The organism is Deinococcus marmoris, from assembly GCF_001949125.1.
Classification (GTDB): domain Bacteria; phylum Deinococcota; class Deinococci; order Deinococcales; family Deinococcaceae; genus Deinococcus; species Deinococcus marmoris_A.
The window spans coordinates 67,838-84,953 of the sequence record NZ_MSTI01000077.1 but is presented as its reverse complement, the minus strand read 5'-3'; the positions used below and the strand labels follow the sequence as shown (position 1 = coordinate 84,953).

Sequence of the window (17,116 nt, the reverse complement as noted above, 5' to 3'; positions counted from 1 at the left end):
GATCAGCGCCGCGTCAATTCACTCCATCCCCTCGCCCCACCCCTGGAGGAGCGCCGTGTCCCCTACCCTGCCCGTCCCATCAACCCTGCCCCGTCCGTGGCTTAAGCATTACGAACCCGGCGTGCCACACGACTTCACGCCCAGCAATCTGACGCTGCCGCAACTGCTGGAACGCGCCGCCCAGACCTACCCGGACCGGACGGCATTGGCCTTTCTGGGGGCGAACACCTCCTACCGCGAACTCTGGCAGGACGCGCAGAAGTTTGCACTGGCACTGCAAAAAATGGGCGTGGAGCCGGGGGACCGCGTCTCGGTGATGCTGCCCAACTGCCCGCAGTTCGTGACCGCCTTCTTCGGCACGCTGCTGGCCGGGGCGGTGGTGGTCAACACCAGTCCGCTGTACGTGGCCGACGAACTGGAATACCAGCTCAAAGACAGCGGCAGCGAGACCCTGATCCTGCTGGACACCTTTTACCCGCGCTACGCTCAGATTCAGGGCCGTGTGCCGGTCAGACGGGTGATCGTGACCGGGATTCAGGACGCTCTGCCGTTCCCCAAAAATCTGCTGTACCCCATCAAGGCGCGGCGCGAGGGAACATGGGTGGAGGTGCCGGACAGCGCCCGCCTTCTCCAGTACACCGATCTGCTGAAGTTCCAGCCACCCACGCCCGCACCCGCGCCCCGGCGGCCCGGCGATCTGGCGCTGCTGCAATACACCGGGGGCACCACTGGCGTTCCCAAGGGCGCGATGCTCAGCCACCGCAACCTGATCGCCAACGCTGAGCAGGGCCGCGTGTGGATGACGGACCTGAAAGACGGGCAGGAGGTCACGCTGGCCGCCATTCCCTTCTTCCACGTCTATGGGATGACCGTGGCCATGAACCTCAGCATCCTGATCGGCGCGACGATGGCGCTGATACCCAACGCCCGCGATATCGGGATGGTGCTGGACCAGATCGAGGCTTCCAGGGCGACACTGTTTCCCGGTGTGCCAACGCTGTACAACGCCATCAACAACCACCCGGACACGCCCAAGCATGACCTGACCAGCATCCGCGCGTGCATCAGCGGCAGCGCGCCCCTGCTGCTGGAAACCGCCCGCAAGTTCCGCGAGATCACCGGGGGCGCGAATCTGGTGGAGGGCTACGGCCTGACCGAGGCCAGCCCCATCACGCACACCAACCCCATTTTCGGGCGGCAGGAGGAAGGCAGCATCGGTCTGCCCATGCCAGGGGTGGACGCCATCGTGGTGGGCGAGGACGGCGAGATCGTGGACACTGGTGAAGTGGGCGAGCTGTGGGTGGCCGGGCCGAACATCATGCTGGGCTACTGGCAGCGCCCGGAGGCCACCGAAAAGACCATGCGCGAGTTGCACGGCCTGACGTGGCTGCTGACCGGAGACATGGCGACGGTGGACGGCGACGGCTATTTCCGCATCGTGGACCGCAAGAAGGACCTGATCATCGCGGGCGGCCACAATGTCTACCCGCGTGAGGTGGACGAGGTGCTGAACGCCCACCCCGCCGTGCTGGAAGCCGCCGCCGTGGGCCTGCCCGACGAGTACCGGGGCGAGACGGTGCATGCCGTGGTGCATCTGAAGCCCGGCGCAAGCGCCACCGAGGCCGAGATCATCGCGTTCTGCCGCCAGCACCTCAGCGCGTACAAGGCCCCCCGCAGCGTGGAATTCCGCAACGAGGAGCTGCCCAAGACAGCGGCCATGAAAATCCTGCGCCGCCAGTTGGCCGAGGAAGCCAGGGAAGCGCGGGCGGGGCAGCCCAGCGCGTAAACTCAGCACGGCAACGGCGAACCGAGTCTGAACGGCATCAAGAACGCCTCCCGCCCATGTGGATGAGGGGGCTTTTCCTTACCGAGCGTGCTGAGGACTCTGGTTTCCCCTGCGGATTCTGGTTTTCCCTACCCGTTCGCCAGCGGCGCGTAAGCCGTCGCCCCCGCCGCCAGCGGGCTGGGCGCACGGCCTGCCCGGAGCGCGGCGGCCCCCGCCAGAGCGATCATCGCGCCGTTGTCGGTGTTCAGACCCTTGCCGGGGAAAACGACGTGCAGATCAGTCTGATTGAAGGCTTCACGCAGAGCCGTGTTGGCCGCCACGCCGCCCGACACCACCACCGTCTGCCTTCCGTAAGCCTCGGCGGCGCGGCGGGTGGTCTTGACCAGCACATGCACAGCGGCTCTCTGGAAACTGGCAGCCAGGTCTTCGGGCTTCGCCCCGGCCTTGTGCGCCAGCAGAGCGGCAGTTTTAAGCCCGCTGAAGCTGAACTCGAAGGCTTTCTGGCCTTGCAGGGGTTCCTTGAACGGCACGGCGTCGGGATTGCCACGCAGGGCGGCTTCGGCAATGGCTGGCCCCCCCGGATAGCCCAGACCTGCCAGCCGGGCGATCTTGTCGAACGCCTCCCCCGCCGCGTCGTCACGGGTCGCGCCTACCAGGATGTATTTCCCCTCTTCCGGCACGTCGAACAGGTGGGTGTGCCCGCCGCTGACCACCAGGGCCAGATACGGCGCTTGCAGGTTGTCCTCGGAGGCAGCGGCGAAGATATGGCCTTCCAGATGGTGCGCGGCGAAGAACGGCACGTCCAGCGCCTGCGCCAGTCCCTTGCCGTACATCAGGCCCACCAGCAGCGCCCCCACCAGACCGGGGCCAGAAGTGGCCGCCACCGCGCCTATATCGGACACCTTCAGACCTGCCTCGGCCAGCGCATCCGCCATAACACCGTCAATGCGCTCCACATGTTCGCGGCTGGCGAGTTCGGGCATCACGCCGCCGTACTGCGCGTGGACGGCCTGCGTCCAGATCCGGTTGGCGCGCACCTGCACGCTGCCGCTCGCACTCAGCTCCACGATGCCCACGCCGGTATCGTCGCAGGAGGTGTCGATGCCCAGAATGTAGAGCGGCGCTTGCGTCATCGCCGGGGAGTGTAGCAGGGGTGGGGCGTGACCACGGCGGCCAGAAGCGGGATCAGGGACGGCATGCAAAGGATGCAGGCAGAGGCCACAGCATCCATAGACTCTGTCGCCAGAACCCAGCGCCAGACGAATACCCCACACCACCCACCTGACCGTGTGACAAATGCCCGCTCAATCCGCGAATCTGTCAGAGGCGCGTCAGGGACGTCTGTTTACCCTGATGGCATGCAGAACGTGTTGAGGATTCAAGGGGCAAAATGGGGACTTCTGGGCGGACTGTCCCTGGCACTGGTGGCCTGCGGCGGCGGCCTCCCCACCCCGCAGGCGTCCGATCAACCCACCGTGCAGACCATCAGCGGCAAGGTCTCCGGGTGGCAGGGCGAGGGACGGGTGGCCGTTTCCGGCCTGCCGGGCGCGTCTTCCAGCGTCCACACGGACGGTTCGTTTACCCTGACACTTCCCGGCGAGGCCGAACTGACCAAGCAGAGCCTGCCCATCGCCGAGATCGCAGGGAATCTGGATTGCCTGGGCAGCGTGCAGAGCAGTGCGCCAGACGCCCGCGCATTCACGCTGATGTCGTTGGACGTGAAAGACGGTGCTGGATCGCGCCAGACCAGCGCCATGACCGGCAGCAAACCCGGTCTGCTCAGCCGCCGCGTGAATGTCCGCGTGTGGCTGTACAGCGACGGTGCCACCCAGCTCCGTGGCACCATGGACTGCGCGAAAATTCTGAGCATTCCGCAGATTTCCACGTTGCCGGTCACGGTGGCCGTCAATGTGCAGCCCGGCTGGAACGTCATCGAGCTGAACATCCAGGCCAGCGCCAACATTCTGGCCCAGGTCAGCGGCTCGGGAACGATGGCCAATTCCACGGCGGGAGACGCACAGACCACCTTCCGCACCACCCAGGAACTCCAGGCGCAGGTGGCCTTCTAGCCCGGCCAGATCAGTCAGGAAGCGTGGAGCGCCCAGGAGGGTGTCCACGCTTTTTTCGTCTGTCCTTTTCCGGCCCGGTTGCCGTTCTGTTCAATCACTGGTTCAATCACCAGCGCTTCCAGTAGATGGATGGCGCAATTCAGAGGGCGAACAGGCGAATTCAAGACTTCCCTCCCATCTCCAGACGCGCTATACTCCTCGGTTGGGTGCCCCCGTGACCCGCCGTGCGCGCTCAAGCGTCGCGCATCGGCCTGGCCCACAGCGTTCACGACAAACAAAGCGAGAACAGACGCTGGGCTGGCACGAAAATGGCAAACTCTTCCCACTCAACGCTTACGGAGCCACATGTCCTACATCAGCATGAAGCAACTGCTGGAAGCCGGAGTTCACTTCGGTCACGAAACCAAGCGCTGGAACCCCAAGTTCAAGCGGTTCATCTTCGCCGAACGCAACGGTATTTTCATCATCGACCTGCAAAAGACCCTCAAGCAGGTGGACCGCAGCTTCGATTTCATCAAGGAACTCGCGGAGCGCGGCGGCGTGATCCTGTTCGTCGGCACTAAGAAGCAGGCGCAGGAAATCGTGGAGCTGGAAGCGCGCCGCACCGGTATGCCCTTTGTCACCAGCCGCTGGCTGGGCGGCATGCTCACCAACTTCAAGACCATGCGCACCCGCATTGACCGCCTGAACGAACTGGATGACCTGTTCGAGTCCGAGCGCATCAATGACCGTGGCAAGGCCGAGCGTATTGCCCTGAGTACCGAGCGTGAGCGTCTGCTGCGCTTCGTGGGCGGCATCCGCAAGATGAACCGCCTGCCCGACGCGATCTTCGTGGTGGACCCCACCAAGGAAGTCATCGCCGTCAAGGAAGCCAACAAGCTGGGCATTCCCGTCATCGCGCTGGCCGATACCGACAGCGATCCCGACGTGATCGACTACATCGTGCCCGGCAACGACGACGCCATCCGCAGCATCCAGCTCATCACGCACCGCATCGGTGACCTGCTGGTCGAGGCGCGTGGCGGCGGCGAGGACGTGTCCGGCGAGCGCGTGGAAGGCGAGAACGCCGACATGAAGAACGCCGAGCAGGGGGCCGAGGGCGACACCGCCCAGGTCACCACCACCCAGGGTCGCAGCTAAACAGGGCCGCAGCTAAACCCACTCAATGGTGGGGGGCGTCGCTGCGCGGTGAGCGGGCCGCGCCCCCTATTTTTGCTCTCAATACCCTGCTCTAAACACTTTTCAGGAGGAATCACTATGCTGCAATCGATCAAGAAGCTGCGCGAAATGACTGGCGCGGGCATGATGGACGTCAAGAAGGCGCTGGCCGACGCGGGCAACGACGAGGACAAGGCCGTAGCCCTGCTGCGCGAACGCGGCATCGTCAAGGCCGCCAAGAAGTCGGACCGTGAAGCCCGTGAGGGTCTGGTGCGCTTTGTGGTCGACGGCAAGACCGCCGCGATGGTGGAAGTCAACAGCGAGACCGACTTCGTGGCCCGCAACGCCGACTTCCAGAAGCTCGTGGAAGGAATGGCCGCAGCCGCACTCCAGGCCAAAACCAGCGACGTCGAGGAGTTCAAGAACTTCAAGATGGACGGCGGCGACACCGTGGGAGTCGCCCTAGCTGCCGCCGCTGGCCGCATCGGCGAAAATCTGGTGCTGAACCGGGTGACCTACATGGAAGGCCAGCAGATCGCCGGCTATGTTCACAGCAACGGCAAGATCGGCGTGCTGGTGGACCTGGACGGCGGGAGCGCGGCCCAGGCCAAGGACGTGGCCCTGCACGTGGCCGCCGAGAACCCGCAGTACCTGAAGCGCGAGCAGGTCAACAGCGACGACATCGAGAAGGAGCGCGAGATCCTGACCAACAAAGCGCTCAACGAGGGCAAGCCCCAGCAGATCGTCGAGAAGATCGTGAGCGGGCAGATCGGCAAGTTCTACGAGGAAAAAGTACTGCCCGAGCAGAAGTTCGTCAAGGACAACTCCATGACGGTGGGCAAGTACCTGGGTGACGCCACGGTCAGCAACTTCGTCCGCTTCGAGATCGGTTCGTAATTCAAGATGGGGCGGCGCAGATAGCCGCCCTTTTTTCTGGGCCGCATTCCTGTCTTCCCGGTGGCCCCAGCAGCGGTTACCGGGTTTTTTCTTGACTTTCTTTCCGTAACTTTCTTTCTGTGATCTTCTCCTGCGAGGTGGTATCCCATGCCCATGTTCAAGCGCGTTCTGCTCAAACTCTCCGGTGAATTCCTGGCCGGAGAGGAGGGCTTCGGCATCAGTCCCGACACCACCGCCCGCCTCGCCCGGCTGATCTCCACCTCACTGGAAGGCAGCGATGTGGAACTGGCCATCGTGATCGGCGGCGGCAACTTCTGGCGCGGCGCGCGCAACGGCGTGGGCATGGACCCGGCCACTGCCGACTACATCGGCATGCTGGGCACCGTGATGAACGCGATGGCGTTGCAGGACGCGATGGAAACTGCCGGACGCCCCACCCGCGTCATGAGCGCCATTCCGATGGCGGCGGTGGCCGAGCCGTACATCCGCCGCCGGGCCATGCGTCACCTGGAAAAGGGCCGCGTGGTTATTTTTGGCGGGGGCAACGGCGCACCGTTCTTCACCACCGACACCACCAGCACCCTGCGCGCCCTGGAAATAGGCGCGGAAGTGGTGCTAATGGCCAAAAACAAGGTGGACGGCGTGTACGACAGCGATCCACAGAAAAATCCAGGGGCGGTCAAATACGACACCCTGACCCACCATGAAGTCGTGGAGCGTCGTCTGGCCGTCATGGACGCCACCGCCATCACGCTTTGCATGGACAAGGGCCTGCCCATCGTGGTCTTCGATCTGTTCGAGCCGGGCAACCTGGAACGGCTGTTCCGGGGCGAACGGGTCGGCACGCTGATCCAGAGCTAGGCGTGTATGACGTATGCGAGAGGCGAAGATAAAGAACAGCGCCTCGTCCCCGCCGCTTCTACACGCTAAACTCTGCCCCATCACACATTCGCCTCCAATCATTCAAAGGAGTGTTTCCCCATGTCCGACATGAAAACCATCCAGGCCGAGACCCGCGAGAAGATGGGCAAGGCCATCGAGTCGCTGGAAAACAGCCTGAGCGTCCTGCGCACGGGCCGCGCCAATCCCGGCATCCTCAAGCGCATCGTGGTGGACTACTACGGCCAGTCCATGCCCATCGATCAGGTCGCCAGCGTCAGCACGCCCGACGCGCGCACGCTGGTCATCACGCCCTGGGACCGGGGCGCACTGGCCCCCATCGAGAAGGCCATCCGCGACAGCGATCTGGGGCTGAATCCCAACAACAAGGGCGACACCATCTTCCTCAGCATGCCCGTGCTGACCGAGGAACGCCGCAAGGATCTGGTCAAGAACGCCAGAACCTACGCCGAGGACGCCCGCATCGCCGTGCGCAACCTGCGTAAACACTCGCTGGACGACGTCAAGAAGCTCGAAGGCATCGGCGACGACGACATCAAGCGCGGCGAGGCCGACGTGCAGAAGATCACCGACGAATTCATCGCGCGCGTGGACAGCACCTTCCAGAAGAAGGAGCAGGAAATCCTCGGGTGAAAGCTGCGCCCGGACGTGGCCTGTGGAGCGTGGATCGTGGAAGATCACCACGCTCCACGTTTTCCATTGCGCCCCGCCATCTGAAGCCGGACCATCGGAAGCCAGGCCCTCAGAAGACATGCCGACAGGAAGGGTCATGGAAACGCTGAGTACCCGCGTTCTGACCTCGGTGGTGGGCTTCGCCATCGTGAGCGCCATCGTGTGGATCGGCTGGTGGGCCATGCTTCCGGCGCTGGTGTTCGTCTCGGTGATGGGCCTGTACGAGTACATCCGCATGCTGGACCGCAACGACATCGACGTGCGGCGGGCCAGTCTGGGCGTGTTCGCCGCCGCCATCATCGTCGCCAGCCTGCCCATCTGGGCACAGACTCCACCCTGGCCCGGCGGTTCCTGGCGCGAGGTGGTCCTGACGGTGGCGGTGGCCTATCTGCTGGTCATGGAGGTGGTGCGCCCCGGCGAACGCCCGCTGGAACGGGTGGTCTACAGCGTGTTCGGGCTGCTGTACATTCCGTGGCTGCTGGGCTACTTTCTGCTGCTGCGCTACAGCCCGGACGCCACGGCGGGCCTGCTGTACTTCGCCCTGCCGCTGCTGGCGACGTTTGCCGCCGACATCGGGGGCTTTTTCGGCGGCTATTACTTCGGACGCCGCAAACTGGCCCCGGAGGTCAGCCCCGGCAAGACCGTGGAGGGGGCGATTGGCGGCCTGCTGGCGGGCTTTCTGATCGTGCTGGCGATTGCCAGCCTGACTGGCATCTGGTCCCCGCTGGAATCGCTGCTGTACTCCATTCTGGTGGCCAGCGCCAGCCAGCTCGGCGATCTGGCCGAGAGTCTGGTCAAACGCGCCCTGAAAACCAAGGACAGCGGCACCAGTTTGCCCGGCCACGGCGGTTTTCTGGACCGCATCGACAGCCTGCTGTTCGCCGTACCTGCCACTTACCTGTTTTTGCAGATCAGCGTATTTTCACGGTAGTCGATACATCAAATTGGGACGAAGGAAAGAGGAGGCGTCAGTAATGCACGCCTCCTCATTTCTTATCTTGGGGCCACAACTGTCAGGGCGGCTCGGAACGCAAGACGGAATCCGTACTACCTGCGCCGAACGTCTCCGGGACTTCAAAGGACAGAAAGTGTGCCAGATTCACTTGGAAGTCGAGGGAGGCCGCCCAAATCGGAACCCTCTGCGGCTGATCTCTAATGCCGCAGCCTAATTGCCCAGATCAATGGTCACGGGCTGCGTGCGCGGAACCGTGACGGTCAGCGGCGCAGATCGGTAGCCCTCGGCCACCACATTCAACTGGTACGTTCCCTGAACTGGAAAGTTCACCTTCCCTGGCGCGAGGCCCAGCGTCTGGTTCGCCGCCAGTTTCGCGCTGGCGGGAGCCGAGACGACATTCAACTGGGCCGTGACGCCCGCCGCGCCGCGCAGGGTGAAGTCCACATTGCAGCATGGTGCGCCCAGGGCGGCGCTGCCAGCGGCGGTAGAGGCCGCGCGGGCGGGCCGCAGCGCCCACAGCAGGGCCGCGCCCAGCAACACGATGACCACCAGCGCCAGCGGCACCCAGCGCAGCAGCGGCGAGGGCTGACTGCTCTTCGGTGCGGTTCGGACCACCCGCCAGGAATCGTCTTCATCCCAGCCGATACGGATCGGCGGAAGATCGCGCCGCGCCGGAGTCCCCGCAGCCGAGGCAGAGCTGGGGAGCCGCTGCACCGTTCCCGTCCCGTCCAGCGCTTCCCCGCCCGGACGGCGCAGAGAGGCAGGCAGACGCTCGACCTGACGCGTTTGCAGACCGGGAACTGCGCCGCCCACATTGTCAGTGCTGTCAGCCGCGAAGCCCATCTGAAACGGCTCGGGCACCGGTACACCCCGCGCGGCCAGTTCGGCGGCCTGTGCAATCTCACGCATTTCCTGTTCGCTCTGCTCTTTCAGGTATGCCGCCCGGCGCTCAGCGGCGGCCTGGCTGTCCAACGCGGCCTGCTCCTGACGCTCATCGTTCTGGCGTCTGCGGCGCTCCTGCGGTGTTTCCGACTGCCCCGTCGGAGCGTTGGAAAAGGGAGAGACCACCGAAGTCTGTCCCTGTTCAGACGCGGGCATTGCAGTCTCGGTCTGGGCAGACCCGACGGCACTCCCCTCGCCGTCGATTCCCCCTCCTTCGGTCCCAGACGGGCTGGAGGCCCCATTCTTCCCAGAAGGTACAGGCGCAAGCTCCACAGGGGAGGACGGCGGAACCGCAGACTGGCCTCCCGATACCTCGGAGCTGGAAGGCCCCGACATGATGGCTGCGGCATTCTTTTCTTCCGACGGCTGACCCAGCGCGGCAGGCTGATCCAGCGGCAACTCCACTGCGGCTTCCTGCTGCCCCGCCGTTTTCTGCTTCTGCTCTGCCACATCGCCGCCGAGCAGCGCCAGCGCTCCATGTGCGCTCAGGGAACCGGGCTGCTGGAGCAGGGGGCGCAGGGCCTCCGGCAACGCGCCCAGCGCCTGCAAGGTCAGGGCCAGATCGCTCAGATCACCCTGCGGGGTGGCGTCCTCGCGCCAGGGCAGGCCCGCCCCGGCCAGCGCGACCCCACCGTCGTGGTTCCAGAGCTGCGCTCCACTGACACCGCCATGTGTCATGCCCCGCTCGTGCAGGGCACTCAGGGCCGCCAGTGCGCCGCGCGCGGCCAGTTCCGGGTCCTGCGCGGGGTGGGCCTGAAGCGGCAGTTCAGTTACTAGATACGCCTGTTCGCCGTCCACACCGCTGTCTACCACCGGCAGCAGATGGGGCGAGAACGGCACTTCCGGCAGCCCCTGTGCATAGGGCAGGACATGCAGCAGAACAGGGATTCCAGTCAGCCGGTCCGTGGCCCGAAAGGTCTGAATGGGGCTGTCAGCCGCCGCCACCCCATTCGCCGGGGGAGGCAGGGCCTGAACTGCCACGTAGGGGCCAATGGGCTTCACACGGCCCAGTATAGACGGCCCGATTCTGAATTGGCGGGCCAGGAAACCGGGGCAGCAAGCCAGGGCACAGCGGAAGAACGCACAGCCTCCCCCACCCGGCTGGAAAATCTACCGACGCCTTCCAGTCACAGACCGTCCGCGCCCCCCCTGCCCTCCAACTGCTCTGCCCCCAACAGGTCTGCGCTACGACTGATCACTGGCCCGCACCTGTTACGCTGGAGCATGAAACTCCTGAACAGGGTGACGGCGGGCGTGGCCTCCTTGATGCTGCTGGGAGGCGGAGCAGATGCCCAGGCAGGCTGGCGCGTGCTGTATAGCGCGGCGCTGATACTCACGCCGCCGCAGGCCACGCCCCAGGAACGCGCGCTGATCGGACGGGCCGCCGCTCTGCGCGGGGGAGAAGATTGCGCGCTGGGGGAACGTTTTGCCGCGCCGAAGCTGATTGGGCGTGCGCCGGGACCGTTCCTGAAAGCGGGCGCGCAGGAAACGGCGCTGGTTTATCAGACCTGCTCAATCTACATGGCAGACACGCTGGGCCTGCTGATCACGCGCGCTGGGAAACCCGTGCTGCACCTAGCCTTCGAGGGCAGCGCGATCAGCGAGGTCTACAGCGTGCTGGACATTAACCGCGACGGCCTGCGCGAACTGGCGATGCTGGAAAACTTCGGAGACGCGGGTGTGGGCCTGAAGTGGCTGAACGTCTGGGATTTCAGGCGGGTGGTTGCCGGGGGCCTGCCCACCACGCCCTACCGCTTCACGGCGGCGACGGAAAGATGCGAACCCGGTCAACCCGGGGGAGCGGCGGTGGGAAGCATCCGGCAGTACCAGTTGTGGGTCAAACCGGGCCAGACGCCCGCCTTCAAAGCGGACGAGCGGGGCGCAGACCGTTGCTCTTCCCTAAGGCTCCGGCCCCTGAGACAGCAGATTCCTCCACTCAAGCCCGATTTTGCGGCCCCCATTCCCACACGTCTGCCGCTGCCTTAACTTCAGCCTTCCAGAGCGCTCTCGAAATCCCCCAGCAGGTCGCCGATGTCCTCGATGCCCACGCTGATCCGCAGCAGCTCCGGCGTGATGCCCAGGCGGCGGCGCTCGGCCTCGGGCAGTGCGCGGTGCGAGGTGCCCCACGGCCACGACAGGGTGGTGATCACGTCGGCCAGGCTGGGGGCCAGGGGAATGCGGCCCGCCAGCGCCTTGACGAAAGCGGGAGCGTCCTCGATGTCGGCGGCCAGCATGCCGCCGAAGCCGTTCGGGAAGAGGTCCATCGCCAGATGAAACTGCGGGTGATCGCTCAGGCCGGGATGGTACACCGCCTTCACGCGCGGGTGGTTGACCAGCACGTCGGCCACGGCCTGCGCGTTGCCGGAATGAGCGCGCATTCGCAAGCCCAGGGTTTTCAGGCCCTGCATGGTCATCCAGGCATCGAAGGCGGACATGGTGCCGCCCAGCCGCAACAGGCGGGTGCGGGCCAGCGCCACCAGATCGGCGCGGGCGCACAGCACGCCACCGAACGCGGTGCTGTGCCCGCTGAGGTACTTGCTGACGCTGTGGGTGATCAGGTCCGCACCGTGCAGGGCCGGGCGGAAGACGGCAGGGCTGGCGAAGGTGTTGTCCACGCTCAGGAGCGCGTCACGCTCATGCGCCAGCTTTGCCAGGGCGGGCACGTCCGGCACGGTCAGCAGCGGATTGGTCAGGCTCTCGACATGCACGATCCTGGTGTTGGGACGAAACGCCGCCTCCACCTCGTTCAGATCGCAGGCGTCCACGAAGGAGACCTCAATGCCCAGGCGTGGAAATTCCTCGGCCAGCAGGGCGTAGGTCACGCCGTACACGCGGGCGTCGGTGATGACGTGATCGCCTGTTTTCAGAACGCCCAGAAAGGCGGCGCTGATAGCGGCCATGCCGCTGGCGGCCACCAATGCGCCCTCGGTGCCTTCCAGCACGGCCAGGGCGCGTTCCAGACTCGCGCCGTTGGGGGTGCCGTTGCGGTAGTAAAAGGCGGCAGGTTCCGCGCCGCTCATGGCCCCGTCCAGCGCGTCCAGATCGGGAAAAGCGTAGACGGTGGACTGGTAGATCGGCTCGACGAGCGGCGCGGACGCGTTGGGCCGAGCCTCCTCGCCCGCGCGGGCAGCCAGGGTGGTCAGATCATAGTTTGTAGGGTGGGCGGCGTGCTTGTCGGCGGGAGTCACGCGCACAGGCTAGCGCCTGGACTGGAGAAAGAGCCGAGATACTAGTGGGGCCAGACCTCAGCCGATCTGCGTGACCAGCACCCCGATGCCCTCCACCTCCACCTCCACCGTGTCGCCCGACTTCAGGGGGCCGACGCCCGAGGGCGTGCCGGTCAGCACCACGTCGCCCGGTTCCAAGGTCACGAAGCGGGTCACGTAGGCCAAAATGGCGGGCACGTCGAAGATCATCAGGCTGGTGCGGCTGTCTTGCAGCGTGTCGCCGTTCACGCGGGTCTGCACGCGCAGGTCCGCCGGGTCCAGTTCGGTCTCCAGCCACGGCCCCAGCGGGCAGAAACGGTCCGCCGCCTTGGCCCGGAACCATTGCAGGTCCGTCTTCTGGCGGTCCCGCGCGGTCAGGTCCAGTCCGCAGGTGTACCCGGCGACGGCGGCCAGCGCATTCTCCGGCGTCAGCCCCTGCGCCCGCGTGCCGATCACCAGCGCCAGCTCACCCTCGAAGTGAAAGTTGTCGCTCCAGTCGGGGGCGTCCACCGTGCCGCCCGGCTCGGCCAGGGTGTTGGGGCCTTTCAAGAAGATGCCGGGTTCGGTGGGCAAGTCGCCCGTGTCGTTGCCCAGCTCGCGGATGTGGTCCAGGTAATTGCGCCCCACGCAGACGATCTTGGACGGCTCGGCAGGGGCAAGCAGCGCCGCCATGTCCAGCGGAGCGCTCTGGCCCGTGCGCGGCCCGCCCATGCCCTCGGTGAACTGCACCGTTTCGCCCTCCACTTCTCCCCAAGAAGCCCCGCCGCCGTGCTGCATTCTGACCAGTCGCATGCGAGCAGGATAGCGTGTGGCTGGCATAGGAAAAACGAAAGGGGGACGGGGCCATCCAGCGCCCCGCCCCCGGACTGCCTGGTTCGATCAGCCGACGGGCGTGCCCATCGCTTCCAGCACGGCGTTCGTGAAGGTTCTGGTGTCGGCCTTGCCGCCCAGATCGCGGGTGGGTTCCTCGCGCAGGGCCAGGGCCACGGCGCGCTCGATCTGGTTGGCGGCGTCGCTGCGCTTGAGGCCGTGGCGCAGCAGCATGGCGGCGCTCATGATGGCGGCGGCGGGATTGGCGATCCCTTTCCCGGCGATGTCGGGGGCGCTGCCGTGGATCGGCTCGAACAGGCCCGCGCCGTCGCCCAGGGACGCGCTGGGCATCAGGCCCAGGCTGCCGGGGATCACGGCGGCCAGATCGCTCAGAATGTCGCCGAACAGGTTCTCGGTGACGATCACGTCATAGCGGCTGGGATCGGAGACGATCAGCATGGCGACGGAATCGACGTACTCGTGGTTCAGGTGGATGTTGCGGTAATCGCGGTCCCGCAGCGCCTGCACGTCGCGCCGCCACAGCTCGCTGACCTCCAGCACGTTGGCCTTGTCCACGCTGGTCACGCGGCCCTTGCGCTGCTCGGCGGCCCAGAAGGCCATTCTCGCCACGCGCTCCACCTCGGGGGTGGTGTAGCGCATGGTGTTGTAGGCGGTGTCGCCGTCGATCTTGCGGTCCTGATCGAAATACACGCCGCCCAGCAGCTCGCGCACGATTAAAATGTCCACGCCGCGCGCCAGTTCGGGCTTCAGGGGCGACAGGTGTTCCAGGCCCGGCTGCACGCGCACCGGACGCAGGTTGGCGTAGCAGCCCAGCGCCTTGCGGAGGGCCAGCAGGCCACTCTCGGGGCGCATCGGGCGCGGCAGGCTGTTCCAGGGGCTGTTCTGCGGCCCGCCCACGGTGCCCAGCAGCACGGCGTCGGCGTCGGCCAGCGCGTCGCGGGTCCGCTGAGGAAAGGGATCGCCGTGCGCGTCGTAGGCCATCCCGCCGATGGCGTGTTCCTCGAAGGTCAGGTCCGGGGCCACCTCGCGCAGCACTTCCACGGCGGCGGCGGTCACTTCGGGGCCGATGCCGTCGCCGGGCAGGGTCACGATCTTAGGCATGGGTCTTCTCCTGTGCAGCGGGATTTGGGGCGGCTGAGTCGAATTCAGTGGAGTCGTGACCGGGGTGGCCGTGTCCCGCTTCCGTGCTGTGGGCGTTCAGGGTCTCGGCTTCCAGATCGGCAGCGTCGTGTTCCTTCATGTATTCCAGCCAGCCGCCCGCCTTCTGCACGTCCAGCGCGAACTGCGGCACGGGCACGAAGGTCAGGGCCTGCCCGGTGCGCGTGTTGGTGATGGTCCCTGCCTGCAAGTCCAGATCGGCGTTGTCGCCGTCCTGAAAGGCTTCCACGATTCCGTCGCATTCCAGCGCCAGAAAGCCGTTGTTGATGGAATTGCGGTAATAGATGCGCGCAAAGTTGGGGGCGATGACTGCGCTGACCCCTGCACCGCGCAGCGCCCAGACGGCATGTTCGCGGCTGCTGCCACAGCCGAAGTCGGCCCCGGCCACGATGAGATCGCCGGGCTGGACGCGCTGCACGAAGGTCTTGTCGTAATCCTCCATGGCAAATTTCGCCAGCTCGGCCTCCACGTCGGTGGTCAGGTGGCGGGCGGGAATGATCTCGTCGGTGTTGATGTGATCGCGGGCAAAGACATGGACGGTGGGCATGGGGACTCCTTTGGGTGGCGGGGATGGGCAGCCGGTGTCGGATCACAGTATCAGCGCCGCCGTATCCGTGCCACCGCGCGGCAGCAGGTTGCCCAGAGGAGTGGAGCCGGGCCGCCATCAAGCCTGATCTAGACCGTCTCATCTGATCAACCTTGCTCCCGCGCACACTCTGGGCAACTGCGGACCCTTCGCCTCCTCTTCCCCACTCCCCATTGCCCACAGGTGACTGTATGGACCCCGTAACCCTAATTCTGATCCTGTTCGTGGCCGCGCTGGTGCTGTTCGCCACCGAATGGCTGCCGGTGGACGTGACCGCGCTGGGCCTGCTCTCGGGGCTGCTGCTGACCGGGCTAGTAACGCCCAAGCAGGCATTCGCGGGCTTTGGCAGCGACACGGTCCTCACGCTGGCCTCGCTGTTCATCCTGACGCGGGTGCTGCTGCGGGCGGGGGTGATCGAGTGGATCGGCGTGTCGCTGGCCCGCCGCGCCCGCAACGCCCCGGCCATGCTGCGCGGGCTGCTGGGCACGGTGGCGGGGATCAGCGCGTTTACCAGCAACACCGCCACCACCGCCGTTTTCCTGCCCGTGGTGGCGGGCCTGTCCAAACGGGCGGGCATCGGGGCGGGCCGGGCGTTGATGCCGCTGGCCTTTGCCAGCATTCTGGGCGGAACCATCACCCTGATCGGCACCACCACCAATCTGGTGGTCTCGGGGGCGCTGCCCACCACCGGGCAGAGGCCGCTGGGCTTCTTCGAGCTGGCCTGGGTGGGGTTGCCGGTGGCGGTGGTGGGGCTGCTGTATCTGTTTTTCGTGGCCCCCCGTTTGCTGCCAGACCGCGAACCCGCGCTGGAAGACTCGTTGCGCGACTATCTGGCCGACCTGACCGTGGCCCCCGGTAGTGCGCTGGCCGACAGGGCGCTGCGCGACAGTGGACTGGGGCGCGACTACGGACTGACGGTGGTGGCCGTGCGCCGGGGCAACCAGACCTTCTACGCGCCGGGGCCGGATTTTATGGTCCAGTCCGGCGACACGCTGGCGGTGGAGGGCCAGACCGAGCGCATCCTGGCGGGGAAAAGCACGCTGGGCGTGGTGAGCAAGTCCGAGCAGAAGCTGCGCGCAGAGCCGGGCCAGGACGGGGACGTGAGGTTGATCGAGGCCGTCGTGCTGCCCGGTTCGCCGCTGCTGGGGCGCACGCTCAAGGAGGGCCGCTTCCGCGAACGCTACGGCGTCTCGGTGCTGGCGCTGCACCGCCGCGCGCAGAATTTCGAGCGGCTGGCGGGGGTGCGGCTGGCGGTGGGCGACCTGCTACTGATCCAGGGGAATGCGGCCCGCATCGACTCGCTGGGAGATGATCTGGCGGTGATGGGTGACCTGACCGAGCGCGTGCGTGACCCGCGCCGCGCGCCGCTGGCGGTGGCCCTGTTCGTGGGGGCGGTGGGTCTGGGTGCATTCGGCGTCGTGCCCCTGTCGGTGGCCGTGGTGGTGGCCGTCGCCCTGAGCCTGATCTTCCGCCTGATCTCGCCGGAGGAGGCGTACGGCGCGGTGGAGTGGCCGATCATCGTGCTGATCGCCTCCATGCTGGCCTTCGGTACGGCCTTCGAGGCCACCGGGGCGGCGGGCGTGCTGACCGGGGCACTGTCGGGTGTGCTGGAACCGCTGGGACCCTATGGCCTGCTGGCCGCGCTGTTCGTGGTCACGGTGGCCCTGACCCAGCCGATGAGCAATCAGGCGGCGGCCCTGGTGATGCTGCCGCTGGCGATTGGCACGGCCAAGACGCTGGGCTACGATCCACGCCCCTTCATCATCGGGATCACGATTGCGGCCAGCAACTCGTTCATCACGCCGCTGGAGCCGTCGTGCATGCTGGTCTACGGCCCCGGACGCTACACCTTCATGGATTTCGTGCGCGTCGGCTCTGGCCTGACGCTGGTGACGTTCGCAGTCTCCCTACTGATCATTCCACGCGTCTGGCCGTTCTGAGGGGCAGAGACGAAAA

The 17,116-nt window shown here is 66.0% G+C and carries 15 protein-coding genes; 9 read left to right on the top strand and 6 right to left on the bottom strand.

What is annotated here, in order from left to right:
• Window positions 1–55: 55 nt before the first annotated feature.
• Window positions 56–1,786 carry a long-chain-fatty-acid--CoA ligase gene (locus BOO71_RS11985; protein WP_254843135.1) on the top strand — a complete coding sequence of 577 codons (1,731 nt, stop codon included), beginning with the start codon at window positions 56–58 and terminating at the stop codon, window positions 1,784–1,786.
• 128 nt (window positions 1,787–1,914) lie between these two features.
• Here the strand turns inward: BOO71_RS11985 and tsaD are convergent, their stop codons facing one another.
• Window positions 1,915–2,919 (bottom strand): tRNA (adenosine(37)-N6)-threonylcarbamoyltransferase complex transferase subunit TsaD, encoded by a 1,005-nt coding sequence (tsaD, locus tag BOO71_RS11980; protein WP_075832595.1) that lies wholly within the window; start codon window positions 2,917–2,919, stop codon window positions 1,915–1,917.
• 225 nt (window positions 2,920–3,144) lie between these two features.
• Here tsaD and BOO71_RS11975 point away from each other — a divergent pair, with 225 nt between their 5' ends.
• The 6 genes from BOO71_RS11975 (at window position 3,145) to BOO71_RS11950 (ending at window position 8,413) form a co-directional block, all read left to right on the top strand.
• Window positions 3,145–3,855 (top strand): hypothetical protein, encoded by a 711-nt coding sequence (locus BOO71_RS11975; RefSeq protein WP_075832593.1) that lies wholly within the window; start codon window positions 3,145–3,147, stop codon window positions 3,853–3,855.
• 345 nt (window positions 3,856–4,200) lie between these two features.
• Window positions 4,201–4,995, top strand: a complete 795-nt coding sequence (gene rpsB / locus BOO71_RS11970) for a 30S ribosomal protein S2 (protein WP_075832591.1) — start codon at window positions 4,201–4,203, stop codon at window positions 4,993–4,995.
• A 117-nt stretch (window positions 4,996–5,112) separates the two neighbouring features.
• Window positions 5,113–5,910, top strand: a complete 798-nt coding sequence (tsf, locus tag BOO71_RS11965; RefSeq protein WP_075832589.1) for a translation elongation factor Ts — start codon at window positions 5,113–5,115, stop codon at window positions 5,908–5,910.
• A 153-nt stretch (window positions 5,911–6,063) separates the two neighbouring features.
• On the top strand, window positions 6,064–6,771 hold the full coding sequence (gene pyrH / locus BOO71_RS11960) for a UMP kinase (protein WP_029480977.1): 708 nt from the start codon (window positions 6,064–6,066) through the stop codon (window positions 6,769–6,771).
• A 120-nt stretch (window positions 6,772–6,891) separates the two neighbouring features.
• Window positions 6,892–7,443, top strand: a complete 552-nt coding sequence (gene frr / locus BOO71_RS11955; RefSeq protein ID WP_029480978.1) for a ribosome recycling factor — start codon at window positions 6,892–6,894, stop codon at window positions 7,441–7,443.
• Window positions 7,444–7,579: 136 nt separating this feature from the next.
• Window positions 7,580–8,413, top strand: a complete 834-nt coding sequence (locus tag BOO71_RS11950; RefSeq protein WP_075832587.1) for a phosphatidate cytidylyltransferase — start codon at window positions 7,580–7,582, stop codon at window positions 8,411–8,413.
• A gap of 234 nt (window positions 8,414–8,647) precedes the next feature.
• Here the strand turns inward: BOO71_RS11950 and BOO71_RS11945 are convergent, their stop codons facing one another.
• Window positions 8,648–10,381 carry a hypothetical protein gene (locus BOO71_RS11945; protein WP_075832585.1) on the bottom strand — a complete coding sequence of 578 codons (1,734 nt, stop codon included), beginning with the start codon at window positions 10,379–10,381 and terminating at the stop codon, window positions 8,648–8,650.
• A 222-nt stretch (window positions 10,382–10,603) separates the two neighbouring features.
• Between BOO71_RS11945 and BOO71_RS11940 the strand changes: the two genes are divergently transcribed.
• On the top strand, window positions 10,604–11,365 hold the full coding sequence (locus BOO71_RS11940; RefSeq protein ID WP_075832583.1) for a hypothetical protein: 762 nt from the start codon (window positions 10,604–10,606) through the stop codon (window positions 11,363–11,365).
• 2 nt (window positions 11,366–11,367) lie between these two features.
• Here the strand turns inward: BOO71_RS11940 and BOO71_RS11935 are convergent, their stop codons facing one another.
• From BOO71_RS11935 to BOO71_RS11920, 4 genes are all read right to left on the bottom strand, one after another.
• Window positions 11,368–12,567: a trans-sulfuration enzyme family protein gene (locus tag BOO71_RS11935; protein WP_075832875.1), complete on the bottom strand. Its 1,200-nt coding sequence runs from the start codon at window positions 12,565–12,567 to the stop codon at window positions 11,368–11,370.
• Window positions 12,568–12,624: 57 nt separating this feature from the next.
• On the bottom strand, window positions 12,625–13,377 hold the full coding sequence (locus tag BOO71_RS11930) for a fumarylacetoacetate hydrolase family protein (RefSeq protein ID WP_075832581.1): 753 nt from the start codon (window positions 13,375–13,377) through the stop codon (window positions 12,625–12,627).
• Window positions 13,378–13,464: 87 nt separating this feature from the next.
• On the bottom strand, window positions 13,465–14,517 hold the full coding sequence (gene leuB, locus BOO71_RS11925) for a 3-isopropylmalate dehydrogenase (protein WP_075832579.1): 1,053 nt from the start codon (window positions 14,515–14,517) through the stop codon (window positions 13,465–13,467).
• Window positions 14,510–15,121 (bottom strand): 3-isopropylmalate dehydratase small subunit, encoded by a 612-nt coding sequence (locus BOO71_RS11920; RefSeq protein ID WP_075832577.1) that lies wholly within the window; start codon window positions 15,119–15,121, stop codon window positions 14,510–14,512. Before BOO71_RS11920 ends, leuB begins: the two co-directional genes overlap by 8 nt.
• A gap of 230 nt (window positions 15,122–15,351) precedes the next feature.
• Here BOO71_RS11920 and BOO71_RS11915 point away from each other — a divergent pair, with 230 nt between their 5' ends.
• Window positions 15,352–17,100 carry an SLC13 family permease gene (locus BOO71_RS11915; RefSeq protein WP_075832575.1) on the top strand — a complete coding sequence of 583 codons (1,749 nt, stop codon included), beginning with the start codon at window positions 15,352–15,354 and terminating at the stop codon, window positions 17,098–17,100.
• Window positions 17,101–17,116: the final 16 nt, after the last annotated feature.